The organism is Pseudooceanicola onchidii (genome assembly GCF_004959925.1).
Classification (GTDB): Bacteria; Pseudomonadota; Alphaproteobacteria; order Rhodobacterales; family Rhodobacteraceae; genus Pseudooceanicola; species Pseudooceanicola onchidii.
The window spans coordinates 1,297,707-1,312,175 of the sequence record NZ_SPUW01000001.1 but is presented as its reverse complement, the minus strand read 5'-3'; the positions used below and the strand labels follow the sequence as shown (position 1 = coordinate 1,312,175).

The window sequence follows — 14,469 nt, the reverse complement described above, 5'->3', positions numbered from 1 at the left end:
CCCAATTCGAGGGAGACACCATGTCCGGCATCATTCCCAGCCAGCACCTGCGCCAGATGATCCAACGCGGCGACATCGCGGCCGATCCGGCCATCACCGACGCGCAGATCCAGCCCGCCAGCGTCGATCTGCGGCTGGGCCAGGTGGCCTACCGGGTGCGGGCATCCTTTCTGGCGGGCGAAGGGCGCACGGTTGCCGAGCGCATCGAGGAATTCAAGATGCACGAGATCCGGCTGGATGGCGGGGCCGTGCTGGAAAAGGGCTGCGTCTACCTTGTGCCGCTGATGGAATCGCTCGACCTGCCTGGCGGGGTGCAGGCGGTGGCGAATGCCAAGTCCTCGACCGGGCGGCTGGATCTTCTGACCCGGACAGTGGTCGACGGCGGGACCGAATTCGACCGCATTCCCCCGGGCTACAAGGGCCCCCTGTTTGCCGAGATCTGCCCGCGCAGCTTTTCCGTCCTTGTCCGCCCCGGCATGCGGCTGAACCAGATCCGGTTCCGCGCTGGCGGGGCGCGGCTGGACGATGCCCAGCTGCGCGACCTGCACCGGCGCGAACGGCTGGTCGACGGCCACCCGGTGATCGAGGACGGGCTGGGCTTTTCGGTCGATCTGACGGGCGGTGAGGACGACGTCGTCGGCTATCGTGCCAAGCCCCATGCCGGGGTGATCGACCTGGACCTGATCGACCATTACGACCCGGCCGACTACTGGGACCGCGTGCGCACCGACAAGGGACGCATCATCCTTGATCCCGGCGCCTTCTACATCCTCGTCAGCCGCGAGGCCGTGACGATTCCGCCCGATCATGCCGCCGAAATGGCGCCCTACCTTGCCATGGTGGGCGAATTCCGGGTGCATTACGCAGGCTTCTTCGACCCGGGATTCGGGCATGACGGATCGGGCGGGGCCGGGTCGCGCGGCGTGCTTGAGGTGCGCTGTCACGAGGCGCCCTTCGTGCTGGAACACGGGCAGGTCGTCGGCCGGCTGGTCTACGAACGCATGGCGGCCGTGCCGGAAACCCTGTATGGCGCCGATATCGCGTCGAATTACCAGGGTCAGGGGCTGAAGCTGGCGAAGCACTTCAAAAGCGCCTGATCCCTTTCGGAAAGACCCCAAGATGATGTCCCCCCCGATTGCCCTGCTGACGGCCGCCATTGCGGTTGTCGGGGCGAATTCCATGGTTCTTGCGCCGATCACCGGCGCCGTGGCCCGCGACCTTGGCGGAGACCCCGCGGAAATCGTGCAGGCCGCCGCAGCCTATGGGCTGACCACCGCGGCCTCGGCCATCCTGCTGGCGCCGCGCGCCGATGTGATCGGGCCGCACAGGGCGCTGTATCAGGCGGTGATCGTGATCCTGATCTCGATGGTCGCCTCGGTCCTGGCGCCGACGAAATGGGCGCTGATCCTGGCGCAGGGGCTGGGCGGCATCGGCGCGGGCGTGGCGATCCCGTCGATCTATGCGCTGGCACCGCAGCTGGCCCCCAAGGGGCAGGAAAAACGCACCATGGGCCTGGTCCTGTCAGGCTGGACGCTGGCGCTGGTCGGCGGCGTTGCCGGATCGGGGTTCCTGGCGGAATGGGCGGGCTGGCGCGCGGTCTACATGGTGCTGTCCCTGGCCATCATCGGCGTCTTCATCGCGATGCACCGGATCGACCTGACCGTCGACATGAGCCGGGCGCGCGCGACCTCCCCTCTCACCGCGCTGCGGGTGCCGGGGATCTGGCGGGGGCTTTTCGCGGCCGGCGCGCTGATGCTGGGGTTCTATGGCACCTATGCCTTCATCGGCGCGCATGTCCACGATGCGCTCGGGCGCGGGACCGACGGCGCGGGTGTGGTGACGCTGTTCTATGGCACGGGCTTCGGGCTGGCGGCGCTGATCGACAAGTACGTCGACCGACTGCCACAGCGGATGGCGGGCATGGTGTCCTTCACCGGGCTGACGGTGATCTACCTGGCCATGGCCGGGTTCGGTGGCACCTTTGCCGTGCTGGCGGGCATCGCGCTGGTCTGGGGGATCGTGCAGCACCTGGGCCTGAACTTCGTCGTATCGCGCCTGGCCGAGCTTGATGCTTCGCAACGCGGTGCGGTGCTGGGGCTGAATTCGGCCGTCACCTATCTGGCCGTGACCGGGGGCGCGCTGGCCTTCCGGCCGGCGTACGAGGGCGGCGGGTTCCTGCTGTGCAACCTGCTGTCGGCGATCTGCGTCGCCGCCGCGGTGATCGAGAGCCTGACCGCGCCCAAGCCGGTGGCCCAGGCCTAGAACCAGGCCTAGAACCGGCGGAACATCCGCATGACCTGACGCACCCGGCGCACCGCCTGTTTCGATTGGCGCGCCTGCGCACGGTCCCCGCGCGAGGCCCGGTCAATCCCGGCGTTGATGCCCTTGGCCATCAGCCGGTTCAGCAATCGACGGCCGAACATCCGGAACAGTTGGTCTGCGTTCATTGGTTGTCCTCGAACATGTCGCTCTGGCCTTCGTCGTCCGCAACTTCGTCTTCGTCCATCGGCGCTTCGAACCCCGGCGGCGGGCGGTTGTCGAGAAGCCCGGCGGCACGAAGCTCCTTCAGCCCCGGCAGGTCGCGGGCGGTTTCCAGGCCGAAGTGATCCAGGAAGGTCGGTGTCACCACGAAGGTCACCGGACGGCCGGGAGTCATCCGGCGACGGCCAAAGCGGATCCACTCCATCTCGAGCAGCAGATCGATCGTTCCGCGAGAGACCGAGACACCCCGGATCTCCTCGATCTCGGCGCGGGTCACCGGCTGGTGGTAGGCGATGATGGCCAGGGTTTCGATCGCGGCGCGCGACAGCTTGCGCGTCTCGACCGTTTCCTTCTGCAGCAGGTGCCCCAGTTCGGGCGCGGTGCGGATGGCCCAGGCATCGCCGACCTGCACGACGCGCACGCCCCGGTCGGCATAGCGGTCGCGCAACAGGCCGACCGCTAGCGCCGCGTCGGAACCGTGAGGCATGCGGGAATTCATGTCGGCCACCGTCACGGGTTCGGTCGAGGCAAAGAGGATGGCTTCGACCATGCGCTCCTGTTCCTCGATCGCGGGGGCATCGAACAGGACGTCGGTGTCGTCGACCTGCGGCGGGGTCTGGTCAGTCATCGGTCTGGTCCCGGTGGCGCAGGTGGATGGGTTCGAAGGTGCCGGACTGGCGCAGTTCGGCATGCCCCTCCTTAACCAATTGCAGCGACGCCGCAAAGGTGGCGGCGGTGGCAGATCGCCTGCGCGCGGGGTCGCTGTCCCAGCCCTGCGGCAGGTAGGACAGGATATCGGTCCAGGTGCCCGCAAAGCCGATCATCTTGCGCATCCGGTCCAGCGCCTGTTCCATCGTGAAGACATTGTCGCGGTCCATCACGAAGGGGCGGAATTCGTCGTGGGTGCGGATGCGGGCATAGGCCTGCATCAGGTCCAGCAGGTTGGCGGAATAATCGATCCGCTTCACCCGCTGCACCCCTTCGGGCACGCCGCGGGCAAAGAAGTTGCGGCCCAGCTGATCACGGGCCATCAGGCGCGCGGCCATGTCCCGCATCGCCGCCAGCCGTTCCAGCTGAAACGCCAGGTGCGCGGCCAGGTCTTCGCCAGACGGGCCCTCTTCGTCCGGGTCGGGGGGCAGCAGCAGGCGGCTTTTCAGAAAGGCCAGCCAGGCGGCCATGACAAGGTAATCGGCGGCCAGTTCGATCCGCAGTTCCTTGGCCTTCTCGACGAAGACAAGATACTGTTCCGCCAAGTGCAGGACCGAGATCTTGAGCAGGTCGACCTTTTGGGTCCGCGCCAGTGTCAGCAGGATATCCAGCGGCCCTTCAAAGCCTTCCACGTCCACGATCAGCGCCTCGGCGGCAAGCCGCTCGGATACGCTGATACGGGTGTCGTTCAGGTCAAGTTCGGGGTCAGACATCGCCCTGGCCGTGCAAGAGAGCCTCAAGCTTCTCTTCCGCGACCCGAATGTCAACCTCCTGCCCGGTCCGCATGGCAAGCGCGCGCTCGGCACGCTCCTGCGCGGCGGCGCTCATCCGGCCTGCCGCCTCGGCCACGGTGCGGCGATCGTCGAGCGTGGCGTTGCACAGCAGGACCACGTCACAGCCCGCATCGATCGAGGTGGTGGTGATATCGGTCAGGGACCCGCTGAGCGCCTTCATCGAGATGTCGTCGGTCATCAGCAGGCCGTCGAAGCCGATGTCGTTGCGGATCACCTGGATCATGCGCGGCGACAGGGTCGCGGGTTCGCTGTCGAAGGCCTCGTAGACGACATGGGCTGTCATTGCCATTGGCAGGTCGTTCAGCACCTTGAAGGGCGCGAAATCGACCGTGTCGAGCTCCTGCACCGGGGCAGAGACATGCGGCAGGTCGAAATGGCTGTCGGCGGTGGCCAGACCGTGTCCGGGGATATGCTTGACCACGGGCAGGACGCCGCCCGCCATCAGCCCCATGGCAACGGCCCGGCCCAAGCCTGCGGCTTCGGCCGGCGACATGCCATAGCAGCGGTTGGTCAGGAAATCATGCGTGGTGGCTCGCGGCACATCGACCATCGGCGCGCAGTTCACGTCGATGCCGTAGCGGCGCAGTTCCAGCGCGGTGATCAGATAACGCAGGTACATCGCCTGGGTCGCGTGGACCCCGGCGGCGCGGGCAAAATCCAGAGGCGGTGTCCAGTCGCGGGCCAGCGGTTCGCGCAGACGCTGAACCCGGCCGCCCTCCTGGTCGATCAGGATCGGGGCGTCGCGGCCCACGGCCTCGCGCATCTCGGTTGTCAGGGCGCGCAGCTGGTCGGCATGTTCGATGTTACGGGCGAACAGGATGAAGCCAAAGGGATCGGCATCGCGGAAAAAGGCCTTTTCCTCACCGCTCAGGCGCAGCCCCTCGGCATCGAGGATCGTCGCCCCGAAGGTCATTTCGCCACCACGGGGATACAGTCGGCCTGTTCGGCAACAAGCGCGGCGCAGAAATAGCGCGCGGCGGCCAGGTCGTCGAAGCCCATGACACGCAGGCGATAGAAGGTACGGCCGCCGGTCGAGGCCTCCTGGATGACGCGCTGCTTGCCGTTCATGTAGTCCGAGAACCGCCCCGAGAAGCGATCCCATTCCTGGCGCGCGATATCGACGCTGTCATAGGCACCCAGCTGCGCCAGGCGGGTGCCGGGCATGATGGAGCGTGGATCGACATCGACGGAGGTCATGCCGGGTGATGGTGCGGCGATCATCGCGGCGGGGCCCGAAGAGCTGCCCGCGCCCGGCCGCATGCGGGGCCGCACGACCGTGGTCGGCACGGCATCGTTGGTCGGGCTGAAGGCGACGGGTTCGGGCCGGGCTTCTTCGACCGCGGGGCCCGTGGGTTCGTCGGCGCTTAGATCGGCCTGCTGCTGCGCGCGCATCAGCGCGGCGGCAATCGGGCCTTCGGCGGAGACTTGCTGCACCGTTTCGCCCGAGAGCGGTTTAGCGTCGCGGGTCAGCATGTCGGTCAGTCTTGCGAGCGTGCCGTCATCCGCCTCGGACTGGTCGCCTGACACGGTATCGGGCGCGGCATCGGGTGTGGCTTCGGCGCTTTGCACGGCGGCGCGGGCCAGGTCGGCGGCGCGGTTTTCGGCCGCGATCATCTCGGCCAGGGCCTTGGACGATTCGTCTTCGCTGGTCAGCTGGATCGGTTCGGGGGCCAGGATCAGGCGGTCGGCCGGCTTTTCGGCGACGCCTTCGGCGGCGACCTGGTTCACGGCCAGCCCGGTGTTGCCCGCCAGCGTGCCGCCGGGGTCTTCGGGGGCGATGCGCATCGGGTCTTTCGCGGCGCGCACGACCGGCACGTCGGACACGTCGCGGACCATGGTTTTATAGCCCCAGACGCCCACGCCGATCACCAGGGCAATGGACACAAGCCCACCCGTCAGATTGATCAGGGTACTCGTGGATAGCGGAAATTCTTCCTGCCCGGACTCCACCTGTATCTCTGCCATTTCGCCTCACATTCCGGACGCTTCTGCGCCTCGGTTTCCTGGACTGCTCGTCCCCGGAAGCGGCGGTGCGTTAACGCATCTCTTCCGCAGGGGTTACACCAAGAATAGCAAGACCTGCGGAAATGACAACGGCAGTCGCCCGCGCCAGCGCCAGTTTCGACTGGGTTTCCGCCGGTTTGCCCTCTTGCAGGAAGCGCAGTTCGGGCTTGTCGTTGCCGCGGTTCCACAGCGAATGCAGGTCAGAGGCGAGTTCATAGAGGTAGAAGGCCACCCGGTGCGGTTCGTTCGACCGCGCGGCGATTTCCACAAGGCGCGGCCATTCCGACAGCTTCTTGGCCAGCGCCAGTTCGGCCTCGTCGGTCATCCCGGCAAGGTCCGCGTCGGCCAGCGTGGCGTCGTCATGGGCGATGCCAGCCGCATTCGCCTTGCGCAGCACCGAACAGACACGGGCATGGGCGTATTGCACGTAGAACACCGGGTTCTCGCGCGATTGTTCCAGCACCTTGTCGAAATCGAAATCAAGCGGCGCGTCGTTCTTGCGGGTCAGCATGACAAAGCGGGTCACGTCCGGCCCGACCTCGTCGACGACATCACGCAGGGTGATGAAGGTCCCTGCCCGCTTGGACATCTTGAAGGGCTCGCCGTCCTTGAAGAGCTTCACCAGCTGGCACAGCTTGATGTCGACGGGCACGCGACCGTCCGACAGCGCGCTGACGGCGGCCTTCATCCGTTTGACATAGCCGCCGTGGTCGGCCCCGAAGACGTCGATCAGCAGGTCATAGCCGCGGCTGATCTTGTCGTAGTGATAGGCGATGTCGGGGGCAAAGTAGGTCCAGGCGCCGTCGGACTTCATGATCGGCCGGTCGACGTCATCGCCGTGGTCAGTCGATTTGAACAGGGTCTGTTCGCGCGGCTCCCAATCCTCGGGGACCTTGCCCTTCGGCGGTTCAAGCACGCCCTTGTAGATGAGGCCCTTCGCCTTGAGGCTGTCGATCGCGGCCTCGATCTTGCCAGTGCCGTACAGCGACTTTTCCGAGAAGAAGCGATCCATCTGCACGCCCAGCATGCCCAGATCGACGCGGATCAGTTCCATCATCGCTTCGGTCGCCATGTTGCGCACGTCTTCCAGCCAGACCTCTTCGGGCTGGTCGACATAGGCGTCTCCGACGCGGTCCTTCAGGGCCTCGCCGACCTCGATCAGGTAATCGCCGGGATAGGTGCCGCCCTCGAAGGTGACCTCCTGCCCGTGGGCTTCGAGGTAACGGAGGTAGACCGACCGGGCCAGCACATCGACCTGCGCGCCGCCGTCGTTGATGTAGTATTCGCGGGTGACGTCATAGCCCGCGTAATCCAGCAGCGAGGCCAGCGCATCGCCGAAGACCGCGCCCCGGGTATGGCCGACATGCAGCGGACCGGTCGGGTTGGCCGAGACGTATTCGACGTTGACCTTCTGCCCCTGCCCCATGTCGGACTTGCCGAAATCGGCGCCATTGACCAGCACCGCGCGCACGATGCCCGCCCAGGCGGCGGCGTCGAGGCGCAGGTTCAGGAACCCCGGGCCCGCGACCTCGGCGCTCTGGATGCGCGGATCGTCGGCCAGTTTCGCGGCCAGCGCGTCGGCGATGTCGCGCGGCTTCATCTTCGCCGGTTTCGCCAGCACCATGGCGGCGTTGGTGGCCATGTCGCCATGCCCGGCATCGCGCGGAGGTTCGACCGCCACATTGGCGTAATCGAGCCCCTCGGGCAGCGTGCCGTCCGCTTGCAGCGCGTTCAGCGCCTCGAGCACGGCATTGCGGATGTCGGCGAATAGGTTCATGGCCCGTCCTTTCAATCTGGCGCGGGTTTATCATGGGGATGCGGCGCGTCAACATGACCTTGCGCGCGATGGTCCAGGCCGGATCAGGCACCCGAGGGCGTGTCGTCCTCGCTTCCGTCCTTCAGCGCCTGTTGCGCATTGCGCCGTGCCTCGGCCTCGTCCTCGGGCGGGGCAAGGTGGATCAGGCGCATGTCCTCGGCGCCCTTCAGGTTCTCTCCGGTGCGCAGCAGCCGCATGGTCTGGCCCTTGCGCTGCGCCGCGACAAGAAGGCTGTCCGGGTTTTCCGCACGCCAGTCGTCCAGCGTGAACTTGTCGGTCAGGCGGGTCTGCCGGAAACGCCAGCCCGCAATCATACGTTCTTCAAGCGCCTCGTGGGTCATGTCCTTCAGCACCGGCTTGCCGCCCAGGGTCACCGGCAGGGCGTGGCGGGTGTTCGCCTCCTTGTCGCGGGCGATCTGGTAGACGGCGTCGCGGCCGAAGTGATGCGCCAGGTCGGTGGCGACCAGCGTGTTGTAGGCGTCGTTGTCGGTCGCCGTCAGCAAGCTCGTGTAGCTGACCATGTCCAGCCGGTGTTCCGCCGCCTCGGCCAGGATGTCACCATAGTATGTCTGCACCCCTTCGCGCCGCGCGCCGCGCAGCTTGCTGTGGTTGGGGTCGGATACCAGAACGGGTATTTCGTTTTCATGCAGCAGCCGCGCCAGCCCGGTGGTAAAGCGCGACCCGCCGACGATCAGCAGGCCCGGCGTCTCGGCCCCCGTCAGCCCGAGGGCCCGGGCCATGGGACGCAGGCCGAAGCCGTGGACCACAACCGTGACGGCGACCAGCACGAAGGCCAGCGGGCCGATCAGCGCCGCGTCCTCGACCCCCAGCCCGACCAGCCGTTCGCCGAAAAGTCCGGCAACCGCCACCAGCACCACGCCGCGCGGGCCGGTAAAGGCCACCAGCAGCTGTTCGCGCCACGGCAGGTTCGTCCCGATCAGCGACACCAGCACGGTCACAGGCCGCGCCACCAGCATAACGGCCGCCACGAAGAAGGCCGCGCGCCAGTTCAGAGTGGACAGTTCCGACAGATCGAGGCTGGCCGCCAGGATGATGAAGACGCCCGAGACCAGCAGGATCGTCGCATGTTCCTTGAAGCGGCGCAGTTCCTCGAACGACGGCAGGTCCGAATTGGCAATGACGATCCCCATGACGGTGACCGCCAGCAGCCCGCTTTCATGCAACACCCAGTCGCAGCCCGCGAAGACCGCCAGCAACAGCGTGAACAGCACCGGCACCTTCATGTATTCCGGCACCCGCCCCTTGCGGAACGCCCAGACCAGCCCAAAGCCGCCCGCGATGCCGACGGCGATGGCCAGCACGATGCCCAGTGCGGTCTCTCCGATGGCGGTGGACATGGCGTGCGAGGCGCGGAAGACGCCCACGACCTCGTAGGCCAGCACGGCCGCTAGGGCGCCTATGGGGTCGTTGACGATGGCCTCCCACTGCAGCACCTGCGCCGGGCGACGATTGAGCCGGGCCGACCGCAGCAGGGGCGCGATCACCGTGGGGCCGGTCACGATCATGATGCCGCCGAAGACGGCCGAGGATTCCCAGCCCAGCCCCGCCACGTAGTGCAGCGTCAGCGCCGACATGAGCCATCCAAGCGGCGCGCCGACGATCACCAGCCGCCTGACCCCCTTGGCCGCGTCCTGCAACGACTTGAGGTTCAGCGTCAGCCCGCCCTCGAACAGGATGATCGCCACGGCCACGGCGATCATCGGTTCGCGCAGGGCGCCGAATTCGCGTTCGGGGTCGAAGATCCCGGTGATCGGCCCGGCGATGATCCCGGCAACCAGCATCAGCACGATGGCCGGCATCTTGAGCCGCCAGGCCAGCAATTGCGCCCCCACGCCCAGCACGCCGACAAGGGCAAAGGCGGCAACGGGCGGCAGGGTGTCAACGGGTACGGCCATGGGGTCTCCGGGTCGGGGTGTCAGACGAGAGACCTTAGATCGTTTGCGCCGGATTGGTAGCCAGCGTTGACTGGCCGTTACAGATTACCCGTTCTTCAACCGCTCTTCATAGCGGATGTGACCCGGACCGGAGGCGCGCAGGCCGGGTTCGGGCTCTTCCCCCGTCAGGCGGGCGTATTCGACGATCGCGAACCGGTCGGTCATGCCCGAGATGTAATCGCACACGATCCGCGCCAGCGCGGTGCGATCGCCTTCGATGGCTTCAACATCCTTGCGCCACTGCTTGGGCAGAAGGTCCGGTTGATCCATGAACATCGGGAACAGTTCCTGCACGATGCGGGTGACCTTGGCGCGGGTTTCGACCACCTCGGGCGCGCGGTACATGCGGTGGAACAGGAATTCGCGGATGACCTTCAGATCGCCCCACATCCCCCCCGAGAACCGCGCCATCATCTGCCCGGCTTCACGAACGTCAGTGACGTCGGCGGGATCGAGCTTGGCGATATTGGCGCGGGTGACGTTGATCACGTCCTCGACCAGAACACCGAAGAACCGGCGCAGCGCCTCGTGACGGCGGCGATAGTAGTTGAGACCGGGATAGCGGCGGTCGACCTCGGCAAAGCAGTCGCGCAGAATGGGCAGTTCGGCCAGTTCGTCGGTCGAGAACAGCTCGGCCCGCAGGCCGTCGTGCAGATCGTGGTTGTTGTAGGCGATGTCGTCCGACAGGGCCGCCACCTGCGCCTCGGCCGAGGCATGGGTGTGCAGCTCAAGATCATGATGCGCGTTGTAGTCGGCCAGGGCGATCGGGATGTTGCCGGTCACGGGGCCATTGTGTTTCGCGATACCTTCAAGACAGTCCCAGGTCAGGTTCAGACCGTCCCATTCGGCATAGGTCCGTTCCAGGTTCGTCACGATGCGGATAGCCTGCGCGTTGTGATCGAAGCCGCCGTAGGGCGCCATCAGGTCATGCAGCGCATCTTCGCCGGTGTGGCCAAAGGGCGGATGGCCCAGGTCATGGGCCAGCGCGACGGCTTCGGTCAGCTCGGGGTTCAGCTTCAATGCCCCGGCGATGGTCCGGGCCACCTGCGCGACCTCGATCGAATGGGTCAGGCGGGTGCGGAAATAATCGCCCTCGTGTTCGATGAAGACCTGCGTCTTGTGCTTGAGCCTGCGAAAGGCCGAGGCGTGGATGATCCGGTCGCGGTCCCGCTGGAAGCAGGAGCGGAATGTGCTTTCCTCTTCCGGGTAAAGCCGCCCGCGCGACTGATCCGGATGCGAGGCATAGGGCGCGAGCATGGCGCCTCCTTGGTCTTGTGCCGAAATCCGGCGGTTCTTGTCCCGTGGTCCCGGTGTTGATCACCGGTGATCCTTGTAGCCTAGTCTGGCCCTGCATATATTGCAGATCAATGACGGGCAAACCGGCTTTTTGCCCGCAACGGAGTTGAGAGATGCAGATCCCGCCCAAAGTGACCGACCGCGCTTTCGAACGCCTTGCCGAGATCGGCGCAGGCGAACAGGGTCAGGCCCTGCGCGTGGCCGTCGAGGGCGGCGGCTGTTCGGGGTTCCAGTACGAGATCAAGCTGGACGACGTCGCCGAGGGCGACCTGGTTCTGGAAGGCAACGGGGAAAAGGTCGTCGTCGACGACGTGTCCCTGCCCTTCCTGACCGGCGCGGTGATCGATTTTTCCGAAGAACTGATCGGCGCGCGGTTCGTCATCGAAAATCCGAACGCCACCAGTTCCTGCGGGTGCGGGACGTCGTTTTCGATCTGATGTCAGTTGGGTGCGCGGCGGGTTATTCCGCCGGCGGCATCATCGCGGCACGGCGCGCGGCGCGATTGGGCGCGAACTGGTCATAGACCAGATACAGACCCGAGGCGACGACGATCAGTGCGCCGAGGTAGATGTTCGATCCCGGCACTTCGCCGAAGATCACCGCGCCGATGATCACCATCCAGATAAACTGCAGGTTCATCAGCGGTGTCGCCGTGTAGGCCGGCAGCAGCCGCAGGGCGATGACAAGCAGCCAGCGCGCCCCGAAAAGCAGCGCCGCATAGGCCACGGCAAGACCGAAGTCCGACAGCGGCATCGGCTTGTAGACCAGCGGCAGCACGGCCGCCATCACCAGCATGTTCAGAAGGTTCGGATAGAAGACCAGCGCCAGCGAATTGCTTTCGGTCCGGCCGACATAGCGCGCCATGACCATCGAGAACGTCCCGGACACACAGGCCAGCAGCGCCACGCCGTGGCCCAGGGTCACCGCATGCACGCCTTCGGGAAACAGGCAGATGACCCCCAGGAAGCCGGTGCCGAGGGCGATCCAGACACGCAGGGCGACGGCCTCTTTCAGGATGGGGCCGGACATCAGTCCTGCCACCAGCGGCATCAGGCCGATGAAGACGAAGACCTCGGCGAAGGGCAGCAGACGGAAGGCATAGAAGAAGGATACGCCCGCAATCACCGTCGCGACCGACCGCAGGGCCATCGCGACAGGTTGTGTGGTGCGCAGCCCCCCCTGTGCCGGTTTGATCGCATTGGCGATGAAACAGAAAAACGCCACCAGCCCGCCGGACACGGCATAAAGCTGGGGCGCGGCATAGCCGCCCGCCAGAAGCTTGGTGATCCCGTCGGCCGATGAGATCAGGCCGGTGTAGATCACGACAAGGATCGCCCCCGTAAGGGCCATGGCGGGCGCTGGCGTCATGCGGTCATCGCCCCCTGGGCCATGCCCCGCATTCCGGTCCGGGCGAAGCCCGAGAAGAAGTCCTGGAAGCAGTCGCTGGCCTCTTCCGCCGACAGCAGGAGGTCGGCGTTTTCGGGGCTGACACAGTCGCACAGGTAGTCGCGCATCCCGACCCAGTCGGACGACCGGCGGACGCTGAGCCCATGCATCACCTCGGAGAGTTCGCGCAGCGGCGTTGCCTGGCGCGGGGCGGCGTGGAAGCTGACGGGACCCGGGCGCAGGGCAGCCTGGAACGGCTTGTGGCCCAATTCGCTCAACGCCCAGTTGCAGACGAGGTATTCGTGATAGTCGTCTTGCCGCACTGCGTCGTCACCTTCCGAAACCGAGAAAAGGGCCGTGGAATTGGTGACGGCATCTTTCCAGAGCTGCGGCGCCTCGGCTCCGCAATACCCAATTGCCACCAAGACTTCCGCAAGGAGATCAAAATTGCAATCCAGAAAAGCCAGTATGCCCGTGTAATTAAGGCTTTGCAGGACTTGCGCATCCAGTTCGGGATCGCGCCGACCGTACTCGGATAGGTAAAAAGCGATATGTGTCAATTCGTAAGCGGCTTTTTTATTCGGAACCGCGAACGTTTTCGAACGTGCCGCAAATTGATTCAACCTGACATTGATTAGCGTCATGTCCATATCAATATTGACGCCACTTCGCGTCAGCAGGCGCATGGCCTCCCCGCGCTGCAGGTCCGACAGCTCGGCCTCGACCAGTCCTTCGGCGGCAATCCAGCGCGCCAGACCGGCCGATTTGCCCCCCTCCATCCCGAGGGATTCGAGGTCCTGGCAGATCGACAGAAGGAACCGGTAGTACTGTGGGAAGAACTCCAGACGCTCCTCGATGGTGTCGTAGAACCCGGCGTAGGCCTCAAGCGCCTCGCGCGGGACCGACTGACCGGTGCATTCGAGGATGTTCAGGATCTCGGCATTCTCCTTCATCCAGAACACGTCGCTTTCGTCGCGGCGGTGCAGGGCGAAGGTCTCCAGCAGGGCCGCGATCGACGCGGCCCGCTGCTCCTGGCGGGAGGGGAAGGAAAGGCGGATGACATTGGACATTGTAGGTCTCCTTTGGTCACCGGGGCTATTCCTGCCCCGCCCGTCAGTGGTGTCGGCTTAGCTGCCGGAGGCGAAGGACTGCACCGCGTCGCCTGCGGAGACTTCGGACGTCACCGGAGCCGAACCCGAAGCGAAGGCTTCAACCGCGTCGCCGGTGGAGGCGTCGGAGGTCACCGGGGCCGAACCCGAGGCGAACATCTCGACCGCGTCGCCGGTGGAGGCGTCGGAGGTCACCGGGGCCGAACCCGAGGCGAACATCTCAACCGCGTCGCCGGTGGTGGCGTCGGAGGTCACCGGGGCCGAACCCGAAGCGAACATCTCGACCGCGTCACCGGTGGAAGCGTCGGAGGTCACCGGGGCGGAACCCGAGGCGAACATCTCAACCGCGTCGCCGGTGGAGGCGTCGGAGGTCACAGGAGCGGAGCCCGAAGCGAACATTTCGACCGCGTCGCCGGTGCTCATTTTCGTGGCAGTCGGCGCGGAACCCGAGGCGAACATCTCGACCGCGTCGCCGGAGAAGGTGCGGCCAGCTGTCGGAGCGGAGCCGGAGGCGAACATTTCGACCGCATCACCGGCCTTGACATCTGAAGAAGCGGTCGGCGCGGAGCCGGACGCGAAGAGCGAAACCGCGTCGCCAACCAGGGCGCGGGTGGCGGTCGCCGGGGCGGAACCGGAGGCGAACATCTCGACCGCGTCGCCGGTCAGGCCGGAGGATGCGGAGGGTGCGGAACCGGAAGCAAACATCTCGACACCCTCGCCCATAAGGGAGGTGTTTTCACGAGCTTTGTCAGATGCTTGGGCGATGAAGTTTTTGCGAATTGCGGTCATTGGTTTGTTCCCCATGTTGGCAGTTGATGTACATGAGCTTTGCCCTCTAACCGGTTTTCGCCAAGACATTTTTCAACCTATACGTGTGCTGATTTCTGTGGCACGCGAGGCGATTCGCGTTAAGTCTCTGA

14 protein-coding genes are annotated in these 14,469 nt (G+C 65.7%); 3 read left to right on the top strand and 11 right to left on the bottom strand.

Features of this window, described 5'->3' with window-relative positions:
* Nucleotides 1-20 precede the first annotated feature (20 nt).
* Both E4S58_RS06270 and E4S58_RS06265 read left to right on the top strand, forming a co-directional pair.
* Entirely contained in the window at nucleotides 21-1,097 is a 1,077-nt protein-coding gene (locus tag E4S58_RS06270; protein ID WP_136635473.1) for a 2'-deoxycytidine 5'-triphosphate deaminase, read from the top strand.
* A gap of 22 nt (nucleotides 1,098-1,119) precedes the next feature.
* Nucleotides 1,120-2,262 carry an MFS transporter gene (locus E4S58_RS06265; protein ID WP_136635472.1) on the top strand — a complete coding sequence of 381 codons (1,143 nt, stop codon included), beginning with the start codon at nucleotides 1,120-1,122 and terminating at the stop codon, nucleotides 2,260-2,262.
* An 8-nt stretch (nucleotides 2,263-2,270) separates the two neighbouring features.
* Here the strand turns inward: E4S58_RS06265 and E4S58_RS17865 are convergent, their stop codons facing one another.
* The 8 genes from E4S58_RS17865 to E4S58_RS06230 all read right to left on the bottom strand — a co-directional run bounded on the left by E4S58_RS17865 (nucleotide 2,271) and on the right by E4S58_RS06230 (nucleotide 11,015).
* Nucleotides 2,271-2,447: a hypothetical protein gene (locus E4S58_RS17865; RefSeq protein ID WP_169052611.1), complete on the bottom strand. Its 177-nt coding sequence runs from the start codon at nucleotides 2,445-2,447 to the stop codon at nucleotides 2,271-2,273.
* Nucleotides 2,444-3,109: an SMC-Scp complex subunit ScpB gene (scpB, locus tag E4S58_RS06260; protein ID WP_136635471.1), complete on the bottom strand. Its 666-nt coding sequence runs from the start codon at nucleotides 3,107-3,109 to the stop codon at nucleotides 2,444-2,446. The genes E4S58_RS17865 and scpB overlap by 4 nt, the downstream gene beginning before the upstream one ends.
* The gene (locus E4S58_RS06255) at nucleotides 3,102-3,902 is read right to left on the bottom strand and encodes a segregation and condensation protein A (protein WP_136635470.1); all 801 of its coding nucleotides are present in this window, start codon (nucleotides 3,900-3,902) and stop codon (nucleotides 3,102-3,104) included. Before E4S58_RS06255 ends, scpB begins: the two co-directional genes overlap by 8 nt.
* Nucleotides 3,895-4,896 carry a beta-N-acetylhexosaminidase gene (nagZ, locus tag E4S58_RS06250; protein ID WP_136635469.1) on the bottom strand — a complete coding sequence of 334 codons (1,002 nt, stop codon included), beginning with the start codon at nucleotides 4,894-4,896 and terminating at the stop codon, nucleotides 3,895-3,897. The genes E4S58_RS06255 and nagZ overlap by 8 nt, the downstream gene beginning before the upstream one ends.
* Nucleotides 4,893-5,867 carry an SPOR domain-containing protein gene (locus tag E4S58_RS06245; RefSeq protein ID WP_240789475.1) on the bottom strand — a complete coding sequence of 325 codons (975 nt, stop codon included), beginning with the start codon at nucleotides 5,865-5,867 and terminating at the stop codon, nucleotides 4,893-4,895. Before E4S58_RS06245 ends, nagZ begins: the two co-directional genes overlap by 4 nt.
* A gap of 151 nt (nucleotides 5,868-6,018) precedes the next feature.
* Nucleotides 6,019-7,764: an arginine--tRNA ligase gene (gene argS / locus E4S58_RS06240; RefSeq protein WP_136635467.1), complete on the bottom strand. Its 1,746-nt coding sequence runs from the start codon at nucleotides 7,762-7,764 to the stop codon at nucleotides 6,019-6,021.
* An 83-nt stretch (nucleotides 7,765-7,847) separates the two neighbouring features.
* The gene (locus E4S58_RS06235; protein ID WP_136635466.1) at nucleotides 7,848-9,719 is read right to left on the bottom strand and encodes a cation:proton antiporter; all 1,872 of its coding nucleotides are present in this window, start codon (nucleotides 9,717-9,719) and stop codon (nucleotides 7,848-7,850) included.
* Nucleotides 9,720-9,803: 84 nt separating this feature from the next.
* The gene (locus tag E4S58_RS06230) at nucleotides 9,804-11,015 is read right to left on the bottom strand and encodes a deoxyguanosinetriphosphate triphosphohydrolase (protein ID WP_136635465.1); all 1,212 of its coding nucleotides are present in this window, start codon (nucleotides 11,013-11,015) and stop codon (nucleotides 9,804-9,806) included.
* A 152-nt stretch (nucleotides 11,016-11,167) separates the two neighbouring features.
* Here E4S58_RS06230 and E4S58_RS06225 point away from each other — a divergent pair, with 152 nt between their 5' ends.
* Entirely contained in the window at nucleotides 11,168-11,491 is a 324-nt protein-coding gene (locus E4S58_RS06225; protein ID WP_136635464.1) for a HesB/IscA family protein, read from the top strand.
* A 22-nt stretch (nucleotides 11,492-11,513) separates the two neighbouring features.
* Here E4S58_RS06225 and E4S58_RS06220 read toward each other — a convergent pair whose 3' ends face one another.
* Genes E4S58_RS06220 through E4S58_RS06210 form a run of 3 tightly spaced genes read right to left on the bottom strand, consistent with a single transcriptional unit; the run spans nucleotide 11,514 to nucleotide 14,338 of the window.
* Entirely contained in the window at nucleotides 11,514-12,422 is a 909-nt protein-coding gene (locus E4S58_RS06220; protein WP_136635463.1) for a DMT family transporter, read from the bottom strand.
* A complete protein-coding gene (locus tag E4S58_RS06215; RefSeq protein ID WP_136635462.1) occupies nucleotides 12,419-13,510 on the bottom strand; it encodes a DUF6902 family protein in 1,092 nt (363 codons plus the stop codon). Before E4S58_RS06215 ends, E4S58_RS06220 begins: the two co-directional genes overlap by 4 nt.
* A gap of 57 nt (nucleotides 13,511-13,567) precedes the next feature.
* Nucleotides 13,568-14,338 (bottom strand): DUF6749 family protein, encoded by a 771-nt coding sequence (locus tag E4S58_RS06210; protein WP_205965357.1) that lies wholly within the window; start codon nucleotides 14,336-14,338, stop codon nucleotides 13,568-13,570.
* Nucleotides 14,339-14,469 lie beyond the last annotated feature (131 nt).